Consider the following 23,050-nt stretch of genomic DNA (forward strand, 5'->3'; position numbering starts at 1 on the left):
GGCACCGCCCCACGATTCAGTGGCGGGCCTGATGAGCACACATGCCCGCGGGCGCCGGGAACCCCACGACTACCGGCAGCTTGCCCGCCGCGGACGCCGGTTCCACGGGCTCCGATCCCTCGGGTACCAGCGGTTCGTTGGGGTTGGCCTGACAATGGGATGCGGGTGGGACGTACTGAATTGTACCGGGCTTGGCGGAGTGGGTGGATGCACCGAAGGATGACTGGTACGAGTGCACTGAGGAAGTACCGGAAGGCGTTGCGAGAAGTTGCGAAGCTGCATCGCATGTGGCGCAGCGTTCTATGCGAGACTGGTCTCGTGAAGAGGAACGCACTCAGCCAGATTGATCTCGCTTCACGACCCGAGAGACAGTATCTGGGGTCACCAGCACCCGACGTGACCACAGTCCTAGATAATCTTGTCTGTTTCCAAGCGCAAATAGGCCGTGCGGCTCTCGCCAGCTGGAAACTCCGCACTACGAATGGTTCAACAGACTTAATACGTACATGGTCTCTTCGTGGCACGCTTCAACTGGCAACTCGCTCCGACACTAGAGTTCTTGCACTACTCTCACGTGAACGAAACGAAGCTGAAACGAGACGAGTGCTCGAAAATCACGGACTTACCGGAAGACAACTGGAGAAGCTCATCGACTTCCTCGTTGAGGAACTGCACGACGGTTCACCTCATTCGCGCGATCAGCTGTACGAAGTGACCGCTACGCGCTTTGGAAGTGAAACCGCGAGCACCGCGCATACGCCTTGGGGCGGAGTCATGAAACTCATCGCCTGCCGCTACGTATTAGAAGTCGTTAGCGACAACTCTCGTGGAACGCTCTTCCGCATAGATTCTCCTTTACCAGATACTCGGGTACCAGACGTTGTCGAAGCTCATGGTTCATTGCTATGGGAACGCTTTCTCACTGGTTATGGGCCGGCGTTACCGCGTGACTTTCAGCGTTGGCTAGGGATAAGGGCCGCCGATCTAAGGCCGCTGAGACTCGCTGCCGACGTTCCCAATACGGCCCCGACACCGTTGCGACCCGATGATGTTCAAACTGTGCCGCACTCTGCTTCTACCGCATCAGGGCACGAGGTGGCCTCTTCTGGTAACTTGTCACCGGTAGTGCTACCGGAGTTTGATCCATACATTGTCACCACCGCTTCACGATCCAGTCTCTTCAGCTCGCCGTCCATCGCGAAGGGAGTCGTTCGTCCGGGCGGCTGGTTAGCTTCGAGTATCCTCCTGGGACACCAGATCGTCGGATACAAGGAAAAAGGAACACCTGCCTCATTCCTAGTCGACGCAAAGCATGCTGGAGCAGTACAAGAGGAGCTCGCCCCCGCTGGCATCCAGGTTAAAGCTTCATAAACCGGCCACGAATCGACTGACACGAGTGCGACAAGCCAGGCTGCACAGTACTGTCGTATGCCGACGAAACGTGTAGGCCAGTTGCCAGGGTGTCATGATGAGTCATATCGAACGAGTCACCATATCCAGAGCGGAATTCAACCTCATCCAAGTCGCTAACAATCCAAATACCGATATCGGTCACCACATCTAGTCTTTTGCTGACAAGGGGCAGCGCGTACGACGTTCCACTCTTTGCGACCATCGCCATCGATAGAGCGGTGATTCACCCCTGTTATGCCCGTATCCGCGCATCAGGGGCAGGCCTGCCCCGCCTAAGCCGCGCGCTACCTCAACACCCACCCTTCACCACTTGACCCACAGGAGCATCGCTATTCGAACGTAAAGAGCTTGCCGCCGGGCCAGAAAGCACTTTCAGAGCCTAGGTCTGCAGTTGCGCGCGATGGCATGCCGACTGGTTCCTACCCGTCCTATTGGTGCTAGGAGCCAGTGGTTCCTCAGTCCGCACGCAATGGCCGACCATTCCAAACGCACTTCGGCCACTCGAGCTCACTACCTCTGTACAGCCACCCGCCAGATTGACATCACCATGCATTCCAAGAAAAGAGCGCACACAATTTCGAACCCCAACGCATGACCAGGTGTCGGCGTGTGCCCGGTATAGCGACCCAGATAGCGCCCGTACACCACTCTTTCTTCACGGTTCCGGTACAGGCCCCTAACGGCCCTTACCCTTAGATTCCCTGTAGGCTCGCCAAATCATTTGCCCGGCCACGAAAAGCAGATACGCCGAGAACAGCACATTTCCTTGGAAAGGCGTGAACACCCCCGCCAGATAGGAGCTGAATGGCACACACACCGAGGCTGCCAGACCAACGATCAAACCGGCCCGCACATTGACGTTGCCTCGTTTCGTATTCGCAACAGTGCCGGAAATAGAGCCCGGAATCATCATAAGAAGAGAAGAGCCTCGCGCAACAAGATCCCCGATGCCGAAGAAGAACATCATCGCGGGCACCACGATGGCACCACCACCCACACCGATCGGCCCCGCAATAACACCGGTGAGTAATCCAGTGAGGATAAGCAGTAGAAAGGACAGCCACGTCATGTGAAAAGGCGAATCCCGCACCGGAATGACGAACCAAAGAGTGACGACAACCGCGAGGAGGAAAGCAACAAATGCTCCCTTGACAACGTTCAAGGGGAGGCGGTCAAGCAGCCTGCTACCGAGCTGCGCGCCGACCGTTATGCCTAAGGCAAGGGCCAACGCAACCAGCCAGTTGATGTTTCCACGCAACGCGTAGCTCGTAACGCCCACCAACGCCGTCGGCAACATGGCCGTGATCGACGTACCCGCGGCAACCTTGTGGTCCATGCCGATCCACAGCGTGAGAAGCGGAACGATAACCGTTCCACCACCAATCCCGAACAGTCCGGACAGAAGCCCGGCGGCTAATCCGGTGATGATGAGTCGAGGAATGGGGTACCGTCCATCAATTGCTTTCACGCAGCCAGTATAGGGCGTTGCTCCGCCGTAGAAGCGGCCTGTTCAGCGCCGGGGAACGGCCGCCTCCGTGTCGCGAAATGGCAGGCCATCGATAAACACCACCGACGGCTGCTGGGTCACCGCGATATCTTCCTCGGGGTCGGCGTCGTACACCACAAAATCCGCCGGAGCTCCTTCTTCCCAGGTGGGCAGGCCAAGTCGGCGACGACCATCGTAGGACGCTGCCGCCATCACCACATCGGCTGGCATCCCGTCTGCCACCGCGCATATCAACTCCCGCGGCAGACCTCCTAGTTCGGCCACATCGCCATCGGTGTCGGATCCCATAATGAAATGCCCGCCGACTTCCAGCATCAGGGCCACATGGTCGCGGCGCCGTGCATCCATGGCGAGCATATGTTCCTTATACACCGGGTACTTGGTGGCCCGCGCCGCAATATCGGGGAACGTGGCCACCTGTCGCAGGGTCGGGTCAACCAGAATGCCCTGATCCCGTGCCTCGATGAAATGATCGCGTACCATGCCAGAGCCGTGCTCAATGCTGTCGACGCCGGCCTCCAACAAATCATCAACGGTCCTAGCCGCGAAGGTGTGCACCGCGACGCGCGCACCGGCATCGTGTACTGCGGCGACGGCGTCCACCAGCACGTTGCGTGGCCACAGTGCGCGCAGATCGGAGTCCGCTCCTTCCGAGCGGTCGATCCAGTCTCCGACGATTTTCACCCAGCCATCGCCCCGCCGCGCCTGCCGTTCCGCTTCTGCGGGTAGATCGCGCGGTTCCAGCTCGACGGCGAGGTAGCGCAGGTAGCGCATCGGGCGCGCCAGGTGTTGACCGGCCCGCAGCACCTTGGGCAGGCCGGAGCCTAATAGGGGCGCGACGTCGCGTTGTGCGCCCATTTCTCGGATGTGTGTAACACCCAGACCACGGCACACCATCAGCCGCCTTAACACCTCAGCATCGCAGACCTGTTCCGGCGTGCGGCTCAGGCCCGGGTGTGTATGTGCGTCCAGGAGACCGGGGTAAATCCAACCGGTGATCTGCTCAACCGGACCGGACGGCGCGCAGTAGCTGATGAGTCCGTCCTTGATCCACACCTCGCTACGTTCGCTACCCCGCAAGGTGCCCGTCAGGTGATAGCCGGTCATCTGCGCTCCGATCCGCCCGCGCTACTCCTCAGCGCAGGAAGCGCTGCAGGTCCGTCATATCGATATCGTCCAGGCTGGGGTGAGCCGCCCCGGCATTGGTCGGCTGTTGTGGCAGTCCGAAGGCACTTCCCGGCGCGGACTGCGTGCCGGCGGCCTGTTGCGCTTCGAGATTGGCCCGTGCTGCGGCCTCCGCCTCCTGGCGAGCACGCTTCGCCGGATTGCCGGAACGTCCTTTCTTCGAGCCTGATCGCTTCTTCTGCGAACGCTTCACCTTGCGGGAGCCGCCTCCCCCACCTCCGGACATCCCCGGCATGCCGGGCACCCCGCCGCCGCGGGAGAGCTGCTGCATCATCTTGCGGGCCTGCTCGAAGCGGTTAATGAACGCGTTGATTTCCTGCACCGTGGTACCGGAACCGTTGGCAATCCGTAGACGACGCGAACCGTTGAGAATCTTCGGGTCGTTCCGCTCCGCCGGTGTCATGGAGTTCACGATGGCCTCAATACGGTCAACCGAGCTCTCATCGAATTCCTCCAGCGCCTGCCGGTACTGTCCCATTCCCGGCAGCATTCCCATGATCTTCTTCATGGAACCCATGCGCTTGATCTGGTGCAGCTGATCGATGAAGTCGTTCAGGGTGAAGTCGCCGCCAGCCATCTTATTGGCCAGTTCGGCTTGTTGCTGTTCATCCCAGGTCCGCTCCGCCTGCTCGATAAGGGTGAGAATGTCACCCATATCGAGGATGCGCGAGGCCATTCGGTCGGCGTGGAACTGTTCGAAGTCGCCGAGCTTCTCGCCGGTAGACGCGAAAAGAATCGGAACACCGGTGACCCCGCGCACCGATAGCGCCGCACCACCACGGGTGTCTCCGTCGAGTTTGGAAAGTACGACGCCGGTGAATCCAACTCCTTCTTGGAAGGCGTTGGCCGTCGCAACGGCATCCTGGCCGATCATGGCATCAACCACGAACAGCACCTCGTCCGGATTGACGGCAGCGCGAATATCAATCGCCTGCTGCATCATCTCCTCGTCGACGCCGAGCCGTCCCGCGGTATCCACCACGACGATGTCATAACCCTGCTCACTCGCATGAGCCACGCCGCTACGAGCCACCTGCACCGGGTCGCCGACTCCATTGCCCGGTTCAGGCGCCCACACATCAACCCCGGCCTGCTCGCCGACCACCTGAAGCTGGGTGACGGCATTTGGACGCTGCAAGTCGGACGCCACTAAGAGTACTCGATGCGACCTCTCGCGCAGCCACACGCCAAGCTTTCCAGCCAACGTGGTCTTTCCAGCGCCCTGCAAGCCGGCGAGCATGATGACGGTGGGCGGGTTCGCCGCCAGCGCGAGCTCCCGCGACTGTCCGCCGAGGATCTCCACCAACTCATCGTTGACGATTCGCACCACCTGCTGCGCCGGGTTCAGCGCTTGCGATGCGAGCGCACCGGTAGCCTTCTCCCGCACTGCCGCGGTGAAGGAACGGACAACAGGGAGCGCGACATCCGCATCCAACAGTGCGCGCCGGATCTCGGAAACGGTCTCCTCCACATCTGCTGCGGAGAGCCGCCCCTTCGAGCGCAGATTCTTAAATGAGCCGGTAATACGGTCGGAGAGCGTATTAAACACAGTCCTGCCTTCGGTTTGTGATCGTCATACTTCGCACAGTCTACGCCAGTCGGCTATCGCAATGCCCGGTACGCCCTCGCCTCCTCCCGTCCGAGAATCATCACGGCTGCATGAGGGACGAAGGGACGCCTCGAAGTTGTCAGCCCAGAAGGGCGTCGACAAAGTCCTCCGGTACGAAGGGCGCAAGGTCGTCTGCACCCTCCCCCAGGCCGATGAACTTAACGGGCACTCCGAGTTCGCGCTGCACTGCGATGACGATGCCGCCCTTCGCCGTGCCATCCAGCTTAGTCAGAACAATGCCTGTAATGCCGGTGACCTCGGCGAACACCTGCGCCTGACGCATCCCGTTCTGCCCGGTTGTGGCATCCAGAACGAGTAGTACTTCGCTCACCGGCGCCTGACGCTCCATCACCCTCTTGATTTTGCCGAGCTCGTCCATCAGTCCCGCCTTGTTCTGCAGACGGCCGGCGGTATCAACGACGACGACGTCGACGCCGCGTTCGGTTCCCTGTTTAATCGCTTCGAAGGCGACCGAGGCCGGATCGGCACCCTCGCGTTCCGAGCGCACAACGTCAACGCCCACACGCTCGCCCCAGGTGGTGAGCTGGTCCGCCGCGGCGGCACGGAAAGTGTCGGCCGCACCGAGAAGCACCGTCTTTCCTTCTGCAACGAGTACGCGCGCCAGCTTTCCGACCGTTGTCGTCTTTCCGGTACCGTTCACACCGACCATCAAGATAGAAGCGGGATGAGAGACCTCACTTCCGGTGCTACCCGGGGTAACATCAGCGTCGTCCGGGGAAGATGCCGCCGCAGTCTCATCCGCATTTGACACGGGCGCCTCCACATGCAGGCTGCGATCCATATCGGCATCGACGAGGCGAATGAGTTCAGATCGGAGGATGGCCCGTACACGCTCGGGATCCCGCGTGCCTTCAACCTTCGTTTGCGTGCGCAGGGCGTCCATGATTTCCGCCGTCGGATCCAGCCCGACATCGGCCATCAGCAGGGTATCTTCAATTTCTTCCCAGTCCGCCGGCGACAAATCACCACGGGAAAGAATGGATAGCAGAGTCTTGCCGAGTCCCCGGATCGGGCAAGCCGGGCGCGCAGGCGTTGCATTCGTGATGGAAGCGACTCCGGCATCTCGAGCGGGACAACCGTGATTTCCGGCTCGGCCACTACCTCCGGCTCGCCGGGAAGGGCCTGATCACCTGCTGGTACCGCTTCTTCAGAACCGGCCTCCGGAAGCGCGGGCTTCTCCTGCACGGGCGGCAGGCGGTAGTCGTCGCGCCGCCTTCCCTTCACCACAACGGCTGCAATCACACCAACCGCGGCGAGAATGGCAACGATGATAATAGTGATCGTCTGAGTCTTATCCACGCAGCCAGTCTAGCGGGACCGGTACCGCTAGCGTAGAGCGTCCGCTCACAACGTCGCGGATCACAGCCCGCTGCGCGGTTGATATCTGTATTCACCCCTGAGCAACGTATCCGTCTCCAACCAGAGTGCCGCCATCCAGATACCTTCGCTTGGCGGCGGTGCGACCACGCCGCCTACCCCGCCCCTATGGCGCAGCGTTTAGGCTGAGCGGCGCTGCTGCATACTCGGCTTTGGCCATGTGGGTTGCAGCGGATGTGAGTCCTGCACGAGGTCGCTCAGCGGATCGATGCCACTAGCCGCTTGGCGTGGACCGGTTGGAGCGTTATCCACGCTATCCGCAGCAGTTTGTGCCACCGCGTTTTCATCGCCAGCAGCGTTTCCCTGTACTGCGTGCGCCGCCTCCGCAGGCTCCAAATCGCCAGACGGCTCCTCGCCCTCGCCCCTTTTGGATGGCAATACCGCCGACGCAGCTTCGCTCACCTTGGCAAAGACCGGAGCGGAGACCGCCTTCATCGACGCCGTCGCGTGCCGTTCCATGGTGACCATCCGGCTCCACTCGTTCTCGATATCCTCCGGACGAATGTAGGGGTCGTCATCCACCGGAAAACTGCTAAAGACATCCGAGACTCCAGCATCTCTGACCCGCACCTCAAAATCGTCGACAGACGCACCGTCCGAACGCAATGCGCTCACCGTGTCGGAGACTACCGAGTTGACGTCGCGCCCACTCGAAGCGAACACGAGGTAGTAGATTGTCCAGACCGCAGCCAAAACAGCGAGCACGATGAGAATTGCAGCAAACACGTAGTCAATTATCGCCGAGAATCTGTATGAATTCAGTGAGGCGCGGCTCGACACGCCGTGAACTCCATTACACCCTCACGTTGTGCATGTCAAGCATTTCGCAACAATTTGATAAAGCTTGGTTTCGTTCCGATTACACAATAATGCGGCTCAGACGGGCAGGGTTGCCCATAGTGGCAAGATTCCGCCAGTACCGCCGTTATACGATGTTTATCGCCTCGGCCGCTCATTGTGGTGCCATATCGCGCATTCGCTGCGACACCACACTGGTGAGACCTTCCTCACGCATCGCGACACCGTAGAGTGTATCGGCGATTTCCATGGTCCGTTTCTGGTGAGTGATGATCAGCAGTTGGGACGAGTGCTGCAGCTCCTTGAAGATCTCGATCAGGCGCGACAGGTTCACGTCGTCGAGCGCTGCCTCCACCTCATCCATGACATAGAACGGGGAGGGACGCGCCATGAAAATTGCCACCAGGAATGCAATGGCCGTCAATGACCGCTCGCCACCGGATAGCAACGACAGTCGCTTCACCCGCTTTCCTGCCGGTCGGGCCTCAATTTCGATACCGGTTGTCAGCGGCGAGTCGGGGTCCGTGAGAACGAGACGCCCCTCGCCGCCAGGAAAAAGTCGCGCGAAGACCTCCGTGAAACGGTCGGCGACATCGGCCAATGCTGATCGCAGCACATCTTCGATATGCTCATCGAGATCGCGAACGATCTGCAGCAAGTCATCGCGAGACTTGCGCAGATCCATGAGTTGACCGGCCAGGTAACGTTGCCGCTCCTCCAACGCGGCATGTTCCTCCAGCGCCAGCGGATTGATCTTCCCAAGCCGTGCCAGATCGCGCTCCGCTCGCGCCAACCTTCTCTCCTGTTCCGCGCGCACATAGGGCACTTCGCCATCTTCGGTGGGGATCATGGCAAGAGGTCCGTACTCCTCGATAAGACCCTCCGCCTCCATTCCCAGTTCTTCCAGGGCCTGCGCCGAAAGTTGCTCAAACCGTAGGCGCAGCTCTGCGCGAGCCAGTTCGCGGCGATGGCCGAGATCCGCTAGTTCACGCTGCGCGGACTGCAGTTCGTCAAGGTGCCGCCGAGCGGCGGAAATCTCCGTTTCCCGTGCCGAACGCGACGAATCCGCTGCAGCACGCTTCTCTCCCACCTGTGTGCGCAGCGCTCCGGCCGCGGAAAGCGCACGTTGCGCCCATACGCCAACCTCGGATGCCGACTGCGCCGCCACCGCCCGCCGTTGTGCCGCCTGCTCCTCCCGGCGGATTCGCTCCTCGACCGCAGCCGCCTGGCGGCGCAGAGACTCTCCGCGTCCGGCAATGGCGCGAAGGCGTTCTTCCCGCGTACGCAAATGCAGACGTGCTTCCGTCTCCGCCTGCCGTGCGGTGCGGGTCTTCTGATGCGCCTCGTCCCGTTGCTTGCCCGCTTCCTGCACGCGCTCCTCGAATGCCTCCGGCCCGGTACTGGCTACCTCTTGCCGTGCTTGAAGGCCGAGCAAGGCCGCACGGCGCTCTTCGAGTTCGCTGAGAAGCCGCTCCTGACGCTCTTCAGATCGGGTGACCTCCTCGGAGGCATTGGCCAGCGTTTGCCGTAACGCGCCCAGCTGCGCCGTGGTAGCTGCGAGTTTTGAATCGCGCGCCGCCAACTCAGCCCCCGTTCGCTCATTCTCCGCCTCAGCCTCCGCTAACCGCGACTCGGCCTCCGCCAGACTCCGTGCCAGTGACTGCGCCGTTTGCGCCGCCTCCTGCGCCTGCCCAAGCGCCTCTTCGTATGCGCTCTGCCGGGCGAGTAAGGATGCCTGGGAGTTCTCCCCTCCCCATGCCCGGTAGGCGGTGAGCACATCGCCCTGCCGCGTCGCCACCAGTGGCGCGCCCGCGTCGATGAGTTTGCGCGCGGTCACGAGGTCGGCAGCGAGGGCAGCTCCGGCAAGCAAATGATTCACGGCACTTTGTATACCGGGCTGGGCCTCAAGAACAGAAAGCGCGACAACGGCCGCGTCAACATCTGGCTGAACGTGTTGCCAGGCCTCCGCCAGTGCGCGCGTGTTCTCCTCCTCCCGCTCATCGGCCCCACCGGCCGAAGTAATGACAATTTCCAAGTGACCGGCCGCGGCTTCCCGCGCGGCGCGCAGCGTGTCCACCGCCGCGTCCAAATCCTTACCGACAACCGCCGTCGCCGCACCAGCCAGTGCCGCCTCCAGAGCCGTTTCCCACCCCTGGTCAACCCTGAGTTGCTCCCGCAAAACGCCGGTGATGCGCGGGCCGGATTCCAGCGCCCATGCCGTGGCGTCCTCCGGAACCAGCGACAACCCCAGCGCATCCGCTTTGGCGTTCCACGCGGCTGCCTGTTCTCGCGCTTCCTGCTGTGCGTCACGCGCCTGAGCCACAGCACGCTGCGCGGCCGCCAACTCACGCGAAGTCTCCTCATGAGTGATCGCTAGAACATCGTCGGTATCCGATGCGGCCACAATATCCTCTTCGAGGCGAGCGCACTCCGTAGCCGCATTGTTAGCACGTGCGCGAGCTGCCTCTAACGACGTCGCCACTCGCTCCGCTTCCTCGCCCAGCGACTCTATTCTGGTTGTAACCGTTTGAATCTGCCCCAGCAGGCGGGCAGCGTCTTCGCGACGGTCGGCAGCCGCACGGTTCAGTTCCGCCAACTCGCGTTCGACCGTGCGTTCGTGCGCCTCAAGTTTCTCGCGCTCCGCGATGGCCTGCGTCAAACGGTCCTGGGAGGCGGTGACTTCCTCGGCCAAGGAATCTTCTTGTTGTTGTGCCTCGGCCGCCCGCTGCCGGATCTCTTCGGGTGTTTCGCCGTGGCTACGCCCGGTAGTGGCCGCCTGTAGCGAACGCACACGTTCCGCAGCCACCTGACCGAGCGAGCGAAACCGCTCCTCCAGGGATGTCAGGCGCTCCCATTGTTCGGTGAGTCGCGCCAGTTCCGGACTCGCCTGCGCCGCCGCCTCCTCCAACGCCGCCACGCGTTCACGCGCCGCTTCCACCTGCCGTGCGTTCTCCGCCTGCTGTTGAGCGAGTTTCTCAGCATCCACATGCTCCGCTTGGACGCGCGCCTGTTGCTGTGCCAGATCGTCGGCCAGTAGTCGGGAGCGTGCATCGCGCGCATCAGCCTGGATGATCTGTGCGCGCCGCGCCGCCTCCGCCTGCTTGGCAAGCGGTCCGAGTTGACGCCGCAGCTCGGTGGTGAGGTCCTCGATGCGGGTAAAGGAACCTTGCATTGATTCCAGTTTGCGCAGCGCCTTTTCCTTGCGCCGCCGATGCTTCAAAACGCCGGCAGCCTCCTCAATGAAACCGCGTCGGTCCTCCGGGTTCGCCGTCAAAACCGCGTCGAGCCGCCCCTGGCCGATCACAACGTGCATCTCACGGCCCATACCCGTATCGGAAAGAAGCTCCTGAATATCGAGTAGGCGGCAGGAGGTTCCATTGATCGCGTACTCGGACCCGCCCGAACGGAATAGCGTCCGCGATATCGTCACTTCGGTGTAGTCAATGGGCAGGGCACTGTCGGCGTTATCGATGGTTAACGCAACTTCAGCACGTCCCAGCGCGGGACGCTTCGACGTGCCGGCGAAGATGACATCGGCCATGGCGCTACCGCGCAGCGTCTTTACTCCCTGTTCCCCCATCACCCAGGCGAGCGCATCCACCACATTCGACTTCCCCGAACCGTTCGGGCCGACGACGCAGTTAATCCCCGGTTCGAAGCGCATGGTGGTGGCGGATGCGAAGGATTTGAATCCGCGCAACGTCAAGGTCTTCAAATGCACGTATCCCACAATAGGGCACGTTTAAGCCCCTAGCGGTCATCCGGCCTGGGCGTGGGAGAAATCCTGCGCTTACGCCGGTTCCTCCAGGCCGGCTGCGATGGCATCGGCCACGGTATCCACTGCCTGCCGCGCATCGGCGTCGGGGCTGGAAACGGTAACCGTATCGCCGAAGCTGACACCCAACAGCATCAGCGTCATCATCGAGTCGGCCTCCGCGCCATTGACAAGGATCCGCACTGGCTGTTTGGCTACCAGTTGTGCCAGGAGAGCCGCCGGACGCGCATGCAGGCCAGCACTATCGGCAATTACCACCTGCCGGGAGTACTGCCGCCCGGACGCCGGGACTGCACCAGCGTCGCTCGTGCCGCCGGTCGCCGACTCGGTGCCTACCTGCACCGAGCGCATCTGGTGCCCGTCCGTCGAGGCACCGGTGAAGCTCGCGTTGCCCGTCACTCCGGGCCCATCCTCGGAAATCCATTGGGCTAGTGGCGATGCAACCGCATTAAGAACTTCATCAACACCCGCTCCGGCTTGCGCGGCAGCGCTACCGGCCACGGTTCCCTCCAGGAAAGGACCGGCTCCAAGAATCCTGCGCGGCCTTCCATCCGCAACCGTCCCACCGGCCTCAACGGCCATTTCCGCACTCATACGTGCCGAGCCGAGATCGGCCATAAGGACCACATGTTCACAGCGCTGTTCCACTTCTTCACAGGCGGCCAACACAGCGGTGAAATCCGAGCCATACCCACCGTCCGCATCGCCGCCGGTCGGTACTAGCACAAGCGTCGGCGCCATTTGCGCCGCCAATTCCGCTACCGCCTGCGCCGCCTTCGCCGAGTGCGAGACCAGCACAAAACCGACGCTCATGAGCCTGTTGTTTCCTCCTTTGCCGCCTCCTGCGCTGCGGCCAGAATATAGGACGTTGACACCGCCCCGGGGTCCAGATGCCCGGCAGAACGCACCCCCAGGTATGAGGCACGCCCCTTGGTTGCGACCATGTCAAAGGTGGACTGCGCGCCAACAGCAGCCGCCCGCGCAGCCGCTTCAAGCACCGCATGGCACCCGCCGCCTACTTCGGCGGCGTGAGCCGCCGCACGGACCGCAGGAGCCCACGCATCGACCATGGTTTTCTCCTCCTCGGCCGCCTTGCCGCGCTCCTGAATACCGGTACATGCCGCTTGCAGCATTGCCACTAGCTCATTCGGGCCGATATCCTCCCGCGCCGCACCCGCCATACGCAGGTAGGCGGTACCGAGCAAGGGCCCCGATGCGCCACCGACGGTTGACATCAGCGCCATCGCGATGGAACGCAGCAGCGGTGCGGGAGCCGGATCCGCCTCGTTGTCCAAGGCCTTCAACGCCGCAGTGTAGCCTCGGTCAAGGTTCTCACCGTGGTCGCCGTCGCCGATGGCACGGTCCAACTCGATGAGTTCCTCCCGGTGCCGGTGTATGGAGGCCGCTGCGCGGCGTGTCCAGTCCGCAACCCACAGGCCTCCGAGCGTAGCAGCCACCTCAGTATCCCTTCCGCAATGCCGCCGTCCACACCGGGGCATCCCATCCCGCCAGCATGGCGTCCGTGGCTCGCGCCAGTGTGACGGACACGCCTTGCATATCGAGGCTGGTGACGTAGTTGCCTACCAGCGTCCGTTCAATTCTCACATCGAGCGCGTCGAGCTGTTGTGCTACACGTCGGAAGACGATATCCAATTGGTAGGCGGGAGTCGCCCCCATGCCGTTGACGAGTACGAGCACGCCTTCTCCCGCAACGAGTCGCAGATCCTGCGCTACGGCGGCCACTAAGCGGTCCGTTAACTCGTCGGCACTGGCCATGGCGATACGCGCTGCGCCGGGCTCGCCGTGGATACCGATTCCCAGCTCGACTTCATCCGCAAGAAGCTCGAATCCAGGTTTTCCAACATGCGGCACGGTGCAGCCTCCCAATGCCAATGCCATTGACCTGACTTCCCGCGCGGCCTCTTCGGCGGCGGCAGTGACCGCTTCCAATGCACCCCCGGATGCAGCTGCCGCCCCCGCTATCTTTTCAACGAAGAGCGTTCCTGCCACCCCGCGCCGACCGGCTGTAAAAGTGGAGTCCTCCACCGCAACATCGTCGGCCACAAGAACCGAACGGACCGTGTGCCCGTCGGCCTCAGCCAGTTCCCGGGCCATGTCGAAGTTGAGAACGTCGCCGGTGTAGTTCTTGACGATGCACAGTACGCCGTCGCCGGTATCGGTGCCCGTGATGGCTGCGAGGATGGTATCCGGGGAGGGGGAGGTGAATACGGCACCCGGAACTGCGGCGTCAAGCATACCGTTGCCCACCAGACCGGTGTGGAGGGGTTCGTGGCCCGATCCGCCTCCGGATATTACCGCGACACCGCTGGTGCGCGGTTGTGCACGCCCCACCCACAGCGGGTCGCGGTGCAAGGTGATAATGTCAGCGTTGGCGCGGCACAGGCCCTCCAGCGCCTCTTCGACAACGTCACGCGGGTCATTGATGAGTGCCTTCATCGTCTTCACCTTCCTGTAGTGCGTGTTGTCGTATGTTTCCGCTGCGGCGCCATCGGCGGCGGAGCCGATTCATATGCCGCCCGGTGGGACACGGCTGCCGATTCCCCACCCGACCCCTTGCGGCCGGGGTTGCAGGGCGCAGCCGGGTCACCGTCGGCGCGTGGTAATCCCTCGTCTTTGTGGGCCTTACCACGGCGGTTAACGCCGTGCGGGAGGACCATTCGCCCGCCGCACCGGCGCAGCGATTGCCACCCGTCAACAGCAGTTGCTATTCGCCCGGGAACCAGAGAGCGATCTCTTTCTCAGCGTTCTCTGGACTGTCGGAGGCATGGATAATGTTCTCGATGTTGCCGGTTCCCCAGTCACGAGCCAGATCGCCCCGAATCGTGCCCGGAGCTGCCGCGGTGGGATCGGTGACACCACAAAGATTCCGCACACCTTCGATCACCCGGCTGCCGGAGAAAATGGCGGCCACAATTGGGCCCGATTCCATATAAGCGGCAATATCCGGGAAGAAGGGCTTATCAACTAAATCGCTGTAGTGCTCCTGAAGGAGTTCCCGATCAGCCTCGCGCCAACCGATGTTCTCCAGCACGTAGCCCTTGGCTTCAATGCGACGCAAAACCTCGCCCACGAGTTGCCTGCGCACACCGTCCGGCTTGATCAGAATAAGGATTCGTTCCGTGTTCATGATCATATTCTCGCATTATGATGTGCGGCGCGCAGCAGTCTTGCACGATCTGCTCCCGTTACGCTCCGTCCACGGAGTTCTTTCCCAACAGCTGCCGCACCCGCCCGATGAGTTGTACCGATCCGAGTACCACCACGGCAGGGGCCGTCATGGGCTGTGAATCGTCGGATTCTGCGCGTGCAGCGGCGAGGTCAATGGCGGAGAGGAGATCCTCCTCGAGGTGCACACGGTCGGCTCCGAATACGTCATGAGCTGCTGCCGCCAGTTCCTCGGCGGGCATGGCACGCTCCGATGGCATGCCGGTGACCACAATTTCCGCCAGCACCGGTTCAAGCACGCCGAGCACGCCCTCGACATCCTTATCCGCCATCATTGCAATCACACCGACAAGCCGCCCCGGGAAGTACTCTGGCAAGGCACGTGCCGTGGCGAGCGCACCGTGCGGATTGTGCGCAGCATCGATAACAACCGTGGGCGAGTTACGCACCACTTCCATTCGTCCGGGCGAACTCACCGCCATAAAGGCATGCTCGACGACGTCGCCGCTCAGTGCCGACCCGTCAAAGAAAGCCTCAACCGCTGTGATCGCCAAGGCCGCATTCTCCGCTTGAAACTCTCCGCGCAGTCCAAGAGGAATATCTTCGTATACCGCCGCCGGAGTCTGCACTGTGACAAGCTGCCCGCCCACTGCGGTTTCGCGGGAGAGAACTCGCAGGGTTGGACCAGCCGAAATCAACCTGGCGCCAACGTCCCGGCACCGCTGCGCAGGCATATCAGCGATCTCTTCGGGCTGCGCGGCGCACACGAGCACACTGCCCGGCTTCACGATGCCCAACTTCTCCCGCGCAATACCACTCAATTCGTTGCCCAACCACCGCTCGTGATCATGGGAAATCGGCGTCAGGACGGCGACGTCCGCATCGATGACATTAGTTGCGTCCCAGAGTCCGCCCATCCCGACTTCCACGACGGCGACCTCCACCGGCGCATTGGCGAAAGCGGCGTATGCCATCGCGGTAAGCACCTCGAAGAAGCTGAGCCGCGGCCCTCCGGCCTGCTGCGACTTCGCGTCCGCCAGTGCAATGAAGGGCTCGACGTCATCCCATGTGGCAACAAAATCCTCCCGGGAGATCGCCTGCCCGTCAACGGCGATCCGCTCACGGACGCTCTCCAGGTGTGGGGAGGTGAACCGTCCGGTTCGCAGGCCGCGTTCCCGCAGCAGGGCCTCAATCATCCGCGCCGCCGAGGTCTTGCCATTGGTTCCGGTGACGTGAATGGCGTGAAATGAACGCTGCGGATTGCCCATCATGTCAAGGCAGTCGCGCACCCGCTCCAATGATGGCTGCACCTTATGCTCGGGGGCACGGGAGATTATATCCTGATAAATTGCCTCGACCTGGGCGTCAAGCTCCGCCTGCCGAGCCAGACCTTCCGGAGTGTCTGAATTCGCCTTACTCACTGAATCCGCCTCGCTCACTAACGTCTTGTTCCTCTGTCACCGCGCCTCCGCCACCCGGCAGGGGCACTTCACCCGCCGAGTGGCGCAGCCCAACGCGCGCTGCACGGCGACCTCCACCCAGTGGATGCCGCCGCACCATCACGGTCGGTACCGCACACGTCACCGTAGGTCAGTTCTCCATTTTTGCGACGTCCACCTCAAGGGACGTCACCCCACCGGCGACATCCGCCTGCAGGGCAAGTGTCTCCGTCGCGATGAACTCCAGGTGACTGCGCACGCCTTCCACTCGCTCATCGGGTACGCGCAAGGTGAGGGCGATCCGGTCGGCCACGTGTAGCCCGGCGGTCTTGCGTTCCTCCTGGACCGCGCGCACGACGTCGCGGGCGTATCCCTCTGCCTCCAATTCGGCGTCGAGTTGCGTATCCAACACGACGAAGGAACCGGAGGCCAGGACTGCAGCCACTGACCCTTCGTCGGCCGACACCGATGTGGTCAGCGTGTACTGCCCTTCGGTCAGTTCAACCGCCGGATCGGTATGCAGTAGCACACCGTTGCTCGTCTCTTCCCAAGCACCCTCTCGCGCCGCCTTGAACAGTGCCGAGGTTTGCTTGCGGACCGCGGGATCCAGCTCACGCGGAAGCACAGCCAGCTCCCGTGTCACCGTCAAACCGCAGGTCTCTGGATCTTCCAGGATCACATCTTTCACGTTGACTTCGGACGCGATCAGCGCACGGTAGGCGGAGAGATCCGCCGTCGAGACGACCCGCAGGGACCGCAGAGGTTGGCGCACACGCAGCTTGTTCGTCTTGCGCAGCGAATGGGCCGCAGATACAACCGCGCGGACCTCGTCCATCTGCGCAACGAGCACCGGGTTGGCAACGGCATCTGGAAGCTCCGGCCAATCGGTGAGGTGAACGGATCGTCCACCGGTCAATCCACGCCAAATCTCCTCTGTCACCAACGGGAACAGTGGCGCCATGACGCGGCACAGCACCTCCAGCGCTGTGTAAAGCGTGTCGAATGCCCGATGGTCTTCCGCCCAGAAGCGGTCACGCTGGGTACGCACATACCAATTGGTCAGTACGTCCAGGTAGTCGCGGATGCTTTGCGCCGCCCCGGGGATCTCGTATTCATCAAGTCGGCTACGCACGGTGTCGGCCAGGTCCTTGGTGGAGGCCAAGAGGTAGCGGTCCATCACTTCAAGATCGGCCAAGGCCTGCGGATCGGACAGATTGATCGCCTGAGCGAGATACCCCTGCCCCTTGGCGCAGGTCTGTGCGTAAAGCGCGAAGAAGTACCACGAGTTCCACAGCGGCAGCTCGATTGACCGCACGGACTCGCGGATGCCTTCCTCGGAGACGGACAGGTTGCCGCCTCGCAGAATGGTGGAACTCATCAGTGTCCAACGCACCGGATCGGAGCCGTAGGTATCAAACATCTCGGTGGGATCCGGGTAGTTGCGCAGCGACTTGGATGCCTTCTGCCCGTCGTCGCCCAAAACGATGCCGTGGGAGACACAGGTGGTGAAGGCACGGGAGTCGAAAAGCGCGGTGGAAAGCACGTGTAGCGTATAGAACCAACCGCGCGTCTGGCCGATGTACTCGACGATGAAGTCTCCCGGGAAGTGATTCTCGAACCACTCCTTGTTCTCGAACGGGTAGTGCTTTTGCGCAAATGGCATGGAACCCGAATCGAACCAGCAGTCCAGGACATCGCTGATTCTCCGCATGGTTGACTTTCCGGTCGGATCATCCGGATTGGGGCGGGTCAGTTCATCGATATACGGACGATGCAGATCCACCTCTCCCTGCGGATTGCGTGGCAGTCGACCGAAGTCCCGTTCCAGCTCTGCCAGAGAACCGTAGACGTCGACACGAGGATACTGCGGATCGTCCGACTTCCACACAGTGATCGGTGTGCCCCAGTAGCGGTTTCGGGAGATTGACCAGTCACGCGCACCGGCCAGCCAGTGCCCGAACTGTCCCTCCTTGATATGGTCCGGCACCCACATGATGCCCTCGTTCAGTTCGACCATACGGTCGCGGAACTTGGTGACCGCGACGAACCAAGAGGAAACGGCGCGGTAGATCAGAGGCTCTCGGCAGCGCCAGCAGTGCGGATAGGAGTGCACGTAGTTCTTCTCCTGTACGAGCACCGACCTTTCCTGCTCCGGTCGTCGGCTCAGCGGGCCGGATGCATCACGCAGGTCGCGGATGATGGGACGATTCGCATCGAAGACGAGTTCACCTTCGTAGTCCGGGACTTCCGAGGTGAATCGGCCGTCCTCCCCCACCGGAACAACCGTGCCGATGCCGACTGCCTGGCAGGCGATCATGTCATCCTCGCCGAAGGCCGGGGCAAGGTGGACAAGGCCGGTGCCGTCTTCCGTCGTGACGTAGTCGGCGGGGATTACCGTCCAAGCGTTCGGTCCGGGAGTCTCTTCGCCGCGTCCCGTGAAATAGTCGAAAATCGGGTGGTAACGCCGCCCGACCAGTTCTGTGCCCTTGTACTGTTCAAGGATCTGCGGTTCTTCACCGAGTTCTTTTGCGTAAGCAGCCACACGGTCGCGGGCGATGATGACGCGTTCACCGGCGACGGGCGAGTCAAGTTCCGAACTCACCACCACGGTTACGTAGTCCACCTGCGGCCCCACGGCCACGGCCGAATTGGACGGAAGGGTCCACGGCGTCGTCGTCCAGATCAGCAGTAGTTCACCAGTGTCCGCCATGCGCATACCAACGGTGACCGTCTGATCCTGCCGGTCACGGTAGGTGTCATCCATACGGAGCTCGTGGTTGGACAGCGGCGTCTCATCGTGCCAGCAGTATGGCAGGACTCGATAGCCCTCGTATGCCAGACCCTTGTCATACAGCTGTTTGAATGCCCAGATCACGGATTCGATGTAGTCCGTGTCAAGCGTCTTGTAACCTTTTTCGAAGTCCACCCAGCGTGCCTGACGGTTGACGTAGTCCTCCCACTCCTTGGTGTATTTGAGCACGGAGGTGCGGCAGGCATCGTTGAATTTGTCGATGCCCATGGCTTCGATTTCGGACTTGTCTTCGATGCCTAGCTCGCGTTCGGCTTCCAGCTCGGCCGGAAGACCGTGCGTGTCCCACCCGAATACGCGGTCTACTTTCTTTCCGCGTTGCGTCTGATAGCGGGCGACGAGGTCCTTCACGTAGCCGGTCAGAAGGTGCCCGTAATGTGGGAGTCCGTTGGCGAAGGGCGGGCCGTCGTAGAAGACGAACTCATTGGAGCCGTCCGGACCGCTCGGGCGCTGGTCTATCGACGCCTGGAACGTCCCATCCTGCTTCCAGTAGGTGAGAACGCTTTCTTCCAGCTGTGGGAAGCGCGGGGATGCCTCAACGTCTCCGTCACGGTGAAGCGGGTAGTCGGCCATGTCATCTCCTTGTCGCATCGGTCAGGCGAGGACGACACTCGGATGCACGGGCATCCGCAGCCGCGGTACCACCTCGCTTGCCGCGCACATGCGTGGCCGCTCATTGGGGACGATAACGAGTCCATCCGTCCGGTTCTACTGGGGCCGCACCCGCAACCGCAGCAGCCGCACCCCGCCATGGCTGGCGTGTTAAGCGGCACCTCCACAGTCGCGTCGGGCCTGTTCTTCCGGATGCTCGCCGGTGATACCCCGCTGCCGGTACATCCGCCACGGGCCGGGTCAACACAATGTCACTAGTCTAGTTCGCGGGACCGTCAGGGCCAACCCACGAGGCTGCGCTCACCGCGTGAGATGACTCTCGTGCGACCTCAGCGATGCGCCCATGCCGCGCCAACTCGCGGTTCCCGGCTGTTTGCCAGATCAACCGGGCCGCCACGTAGGCGATGGCGCGCCATATCAAGCGCGAAGTCGCCTACAGCACCGAACTGTCTTCGTCGTCATCGTCACCGCAGTCTCCCAAGGCGGCTAGCAGCCCCTTCAGATATGCGGCCTGCCCCGCGTGTTGTGCGGCGTCGTCAATAATGCTGACAATACGAACCGCCCGAGTAACCGGCGGATCCCAGGCGCGATCAATCACCTCTGCCAGCGACTGCTCGGTGAGCGAGCTGATGTACTGATTCGCCGCGGCGACGACGGCGTCGTAGTAGCCGGTGAGAAGTGCCGTATCAGCCACGACCACTCGGGCGACCTCATCCGCCGTTTGCCCGTACCCATGAGCGTCACGGGGAAGGTCCAATGCGAAACGGTCCACCCATCCCTGACTCGTCCACACGTCACTCGTTCCCGCCAAGCCGGCGATCTGCATGTCGATCTCCCGTGCCGCGTGCCAAGCCTGCCAGGTGATGGAGTTGGAGCTGGGAGTGGGCTGCCAGTTGGCGTCGTCGGCACTGATTCCGGCGAGGACACCGTGGAAGGTTTGCTGCGTGCGGGACAGTCCGTCAATGAGAATCGACTTGAACATACCGGTAGTCTAAGCCAGATCACTCGTCCGCTGCGGCAAGATCATCGGAGGGCAGTTCGCCCTGCGACGTGCCGCCACGAGCGAAGAGTGACGCCGTGGCCTGGGCGACGGGCCGAACGGTGACCGAATCGATATTGACGTGCCGGGGCCGAGTCAGCGCCCAGGCAATGACATCGGCAATATCCTCCGCCAGTAGTGGCTCATCAATTCCCCGGTACACGGCCTGTGCCGCGTCGACATCGCCCAGCCTGTTCAGTGAGAACTCCGGTGTTTTCACCAGCCCCGGCGCTATTTCGATGACTCGCACCTGCTCACCGAGCAACTCCAGCCGCAGGGTTTGCGGGATCATGGCCTCCGCATGTTTCGCCGCGGTGTAGCCTGCACCCCCGCGATAGGCCTCGTGGGCCGCCACCGATGTCACGAAGACGATATCGCCGCCACTCTCGCGCAGCATGGGCAAAACCGCCTTTGTCAGCCGTAGCGTGCCGAGCACGTTCTTGTCGTACATGGCCTGCCAGGCGTCGATATTTGCCTCCGCCACCGGGTCAACCCCGATGGCTCCACCGGCCACGTTGACCAAGGCGGTCAGCGGCTCCTGCAGGGCCAGGAACTTCATGAGGTTGGCCACCGAATCGTCGTCGGTGAGATCTGCGGGGCAGAACTCACACCCGATCTGCCTGCCCAGTTCCTTGATTCGCCCCAACCTACGCGCGGTGGCGATCACCTCGAACCCGTCCGCCACCAGCCGACGGGCCGTCGCCTCACCGATTCCCGTTGACGCCCCTGTTACCAGCACCCGTCCGCGTGCCATATGTACCCTCTTCCCTGCTGCGGCGTTGTCTACTACTCGCCGACGCGGCCGCCGATCCTTTCCCGGGATCCCTCGCCTCTTCAAGGAGGTTGTTCCTCCCCAGGAACTACGTCCGCCCCTGCTACCTCCACTATTCCACAAGTGCCAGACGGAGCATGACATCATCCACGGGTTTGTGCTCTCCGCCTCCGCGCAGGCTGAGGATGCTTTTGCGCGCGTCACAGCGGCCGTGCGCTTCCTGCTTCCCAAGCGGACCAACGAAAGCGGCCGTCTCTCGCGCCCGCGCGGACGCGGGTAACCACGCTGCGCGCCGCCGTGTACTCCGCCCACGCGGCTCGCGCCCGCGCGGACGCGGGTAACCACCAGATCGGCCCGGCCCTTTCGATCCAATGGCCCGCGCGCCCGCGCGCAGGCAAAACCCCTTGCGGGATAAGTCGGAAGGAGAATGTTGCTCGCTCCCGCGCACGTACGCGGAAAATCATGGGCACACATGGAAGATAGCGGATAAAACGGTAGGCTCAGCAGTGCATGGTCGCGGAAGCCGGGAGCACACCCGGGCAGGCCCTGCCATGGCCCGGTTTGTGGTCCGCTCATTCCGGGGCGCGGCTCGCCTATCCGCTTAGCGGCCAGGAAAGGAGAAACGATGCTGGGTTTCATCGGAGCGGGATCAATGGGCAGCGCTATTATGCGAGGGGTACTGAGTACGGGCAGATTCAATGCGGACAACGTCGTCGCCTCAACCGCACATCCACAACACGCCGCTGCACTGGCGGAAGAACTCGGTATCACCGCCGCTTCCTCGAACACCGAACTGCTTCGCCTGGCAGGTCCGGGATCGATCATCATCGTTGCCGTGAAACCACACCTGATCGGTACTGTGTTAGATGAGATCCGCAGCGAGGCGGCCGCACAGCACACCGTCATAGTGTCGGTGGCCGCCGGTACACCGCTGAGTCTCCTCGCCTCCCACCTGGAGCCGGGCCAACCGCTTATCCGCACAATGCCGAACATTGCGGCGGCCGTCGGGCAGTCGATGACGGCCATTTGTGCCAACGAGTACGTCGCCGACTCCCAGCGTGAGGCCGTTACCGATGTGTTCCGGGCAGTCGGCGTGGTGATTCCTCTTGCCGAGGAGCATTTCGCCACTTTCAGTGCCATTGCCGGTTGTTCCCTTGCCTTCACCTATGAGTACATCGACGCCTTGGCGCGAGGCGCGGTGAAGAATGGCCTTCCGAAGTCGCAGGCGGTTGAGATCGCGACGCAGGCGGTTCTTGGCGCGGCTCAATTGCTGCAAAGCCGCATTGCGCAGGGTGCAACCCCGGCTTCTCTGGCAGATTCGGTTCAGTCGCCCGGTGGTACCACCGTCGCGGGTGTGACCGCCATGGACGACGCCGGATTCTCCGCCGCCGTCGTTCGCGGAGTGCAGGCGGCCATCGACCGAGATCGCGCACTGCAGGGGTGATTGCAATTGGGGGAGCGTGCCGCCCACCCTGCGAAAACGGAACCCTGCCGACTTGCACCGACGC

General features: G+C 62.2%; 15 protein-coding genes and 1 pseudogene. 2 read left to right on the forward strand and 14 right to left on the reverse strand.

Annotation, left to right across the window (positions count from 1 at the left end):
- Nucleotides 1-285 precede the first annotated feature (285 nt).
- Nucleotides 286-1,371: a crosslink repair DNA glycosylase YcaQ family protein gene (locus tag DDD63_RS08130; protein ID WP_240611482.1), complete on the forward strand. Its 1,086-nt coding sequence runs from the start codon at nucleotides 286-288 to the stop codon at nucleotides 1,369-1,371.
- A 718-nt stretch (nucleotides 1,372-2,089) separates the two neighbouring features.
- Here DDD63_RS08130 and DDD63_RS08135 read toward each other — a convergent pair.
- From DDD63_RS08135 to DDD63_RS08200, 14 genes and pseudogenes are all read right to left on the reverse strand, one after another.
- Nucleotides 2,090-2,881 (reverse strand): sulfite exporter TauE/SafE family protein, encoded by a 792-nt coding sequence (locus DDD63_RS08135; RefSeq protein WP_108715948.1) that lies wholly within the window; start codon nucleotides 2,879-2,881, stop codon nucleotides 2,090-2,092.
- A gap of 42 nt (nucleotides 2,882-2,923) precedes the next feature.
- Nucleotides 2,924-4,027, reverse strand: a complete 1,104-nt coding sequence (locus tag DDD63_RS08140; protein WP_108715949.1) for an amidohydrolase family protein — start codon at nucleotides 4,025-4,027, stop codon at nucleotides 2,924-2,926.
- 28 nt (nucleotides 4,028-4,055) lie between these two features.
- The gene (gene ffh, locus DDD63_RS08145) at nucleotides 4,056-5,654 is read right to left on the reverse strand and encodes a signal recognition particle protein (protein ID WP_108715950.1); all 1,599 of its coding nucleotides are present in this window, start codon (nucleotides 5,652-5,654) and stop codon (nucleotides 4,056-4,058) included.
- 139 nt (nucleotides 5,655-5,793) lie between these two features.
- Nucleotides 5,794-7,016 (reverse strand): annotated as a pseudogene (gene ftsY / locus DDD63_RS08150) (signal recognition particle-docking protein FtsY).
- A gap of 216 nt (nucleotides 7,017-7,232) precedes the next feature.
- On the reverse strand, nucleotides 7,233-7,838 hold the full coding sequence (locus DDD63_RS08155; protein ID WP_125482478.1) for a hypothetical protein: 606 nt from the start codon (nucleotides 7,836-7,838) through the stop codon (nucleotides 7,233-7,235).
- 226 nt (nucleotides 7,839-8,064) lie between these two features.
- Nucleotides 8,065-11,631: a chromosome segregation protein SMC gene (gene smc, locus DDD63_RS08160; protein WP_108716703.1), complete on the reverse strand. Its 3,567-nt coding sequence runs from the start codon at nucleotides 11,629-11,631 to the stop codon at nucleotides 8,065-8,067.
- A 69-nt stretch (nucleotides 11,632-11,700) separates the two neighbouring features.
- Complete coding sequence (locus tag DDD63_RS08165) at nucleotides 11,701-12,498, reverse strand: HPr family phosphocarrier protein (RefSeq protein WP_108715952.1); 798 nt, start codon at nucleotides 12,496-12,498, stop codon at nucleotides 11,701-11,703.
- A complete protein-coding gene (gene dhaL / locus DDD63_RS08170; RefSeq protein ID WP_240611225.1) occupies nucleotides 12,495-13,142 on the reverse strand; it encodes a dihydroxyacetone kinase subunit DhaL in 648 nt (215 codons plus the stop codon). Before dhaL ends, DDD63_RS08165 begins: the two co-directional genes overlap by 4 nt.
- Before the next feature lies 1 nt (nucleotide 13,143).
- Nucleotides 13,144-14,142, reverse strand: coding sequence for a dihydroxyacetone kinase subunit DhaK (gene dhaK / locus DDD63_RS08175; RefSeq protein ID WP_108715954.1), 999 nt, complete (start codon nucleotides 14,140-14,142; stop codon nucleotides 13,144-13,146).
- A 268-nt stretch (nucleotides 14,143-14,410) separates the two neighbouring features.
- A complete protein-coding gene (gene ndk / locus DDD63_RS08180; RefSeq protein ID WP_108716704.1) occupies nucleotides 14,411-14,833 on the reverse strand; it encodes a nucleoside-diphosphate kinase in 423 nt (140 codons plus the stop codon).
- Between the two features lie 58 nt (nucleotides 14,834-14,891).
- Complete coding sequence (locus DDD63_RS08185) at nucleotides 14,892-16,292, reverse strand: folylpolyglutamate synthase/dihydrofolate synthase family protein (protein ID WP_240611226.1); 1,401 nt, start codon at nucleotides 16,290-16,292, stop codon at nucleotides 14,892-14,894.
- Nucleotides 16,293-16,461: 169 nt separating this feature from the next.
- Nucleotides 16,462-19,692, reverse strand: coding sequence for an isoleucine--tRNA ligase (ileS, locus tag DDD63_RS08190; protein WP_108715956.1), 3,231 nt, complete (start codon nucleotides 19,690-19,692; stop codon nucleotides 16,462-16,464).
- A gap of 472 nt (nucleotides 19,693-20,164) precedes the next feature.
- Nucleotides 20,165-20,713, reverse strand: a complete 549-nt coding sequence (locus DDD63_RS08195; protein WP_108715957.1) for a DUF664 domain-containing protein — start codon at nucleotides 20,711-20,713, stop codon at nucleotides 20,165-20,167.
- Between the two features lie 19 nt (nucleotides 20,714-20,732).
- A complete protein-coding gene (locus DDD63_RS08200; RefSeq protein ID WP_108715958.1) occupies nucleotides 20,733-21,524 on the reverse strand; it encodes an SDR family oxidoreductase in 792 nt (263 codons plus the stop codon).
- Nucleotides 21,525-22,167: 643 nt separating this feature from the next.
- On the opposite strand from DDD63_RS08200, the gene proC reads away from it, so the two are divergent.
- Entirely contained in the window at nucleotides 22,168-22,986 is an 819-nt protein-coding gene (gene proC, locus DDD63_RS08205; RefSeq protein ID WP_108715959.1) for a pyrroline-5-carboxylate reductase, read from the forward strand.
- Nucleotides 22,987-23,050: the final 64 nt, after the last annotated feature.

Origin of the sequence: Actinobaculum sp. 313 (assembly GCF_003073475.1) — a bacterium.
GTDB lineage: Bacteria > Actinomycetota > Actinomycetes > Actinomycetales > Actinomycetaceae > Asp313.

Coding starts and splice junctions, on each gene's coding strand:
- DDD63_RS08130 (WP_240611482.1), top strand. CDS start 286: ATGTGGCGCAGCGTTCTATGCGAGACTGGTCTCGTGAAGAGGAACGCA.
- DDD63_RS08140 (WP_108715949.1), bottom strand. CDS start 4,027: ATGACCGGCTATCACCTGACGGGCACCTTGCGGGGTAGCGAACGTAGC.
- DDD63_RS08165 (WP_108715952.1), bottom strand. CDS start 12,498: ATGAGCGTCGGTTTTGTGCTGGTCTCGCACTCGGCGAAGGCGGCGCAG.
- dhaK (WP_108715954.1), bottom strand. CDS start 14,142: ATGAAGGCACTCATCAATGACCCGCGTGACGTTGTCGAAGAGGCGCTG.
- ndk (WP_108716704.1), bottom strand. CDS start 14,833: ATGAACACGGAACGAATCCTTATTCTGATCAAGCCGGACGGTGTGCGC.
- ileS (WP_108715956.1), bottom strand. CDS start 19,692: ATGGCCGACTACCCGCTTCACCGTGACGGAGACGTTGAGGCATCCCCG.
- DDD63_RS08195 (WP_108715957.1), bottom strand. CDS start 20,713: ATGTTCAAGTCGATTCTCATTGACGGACTGTCCCGCACGCAGCAAACC.
- DDD63_RS08200 (WP_108715958.1), bottom strand. CDS start 21,524: ATGGCACGCGGACGGGTGCTGGTAACAGGGGCGTCAACGGGAATCGGT.
- proC (WP_108715959.1), top strand. CDS start 22,168: ATGCTGGGTTTCATCGGAGCGGGATCAATGGGCAGCGCTATTATGCGA.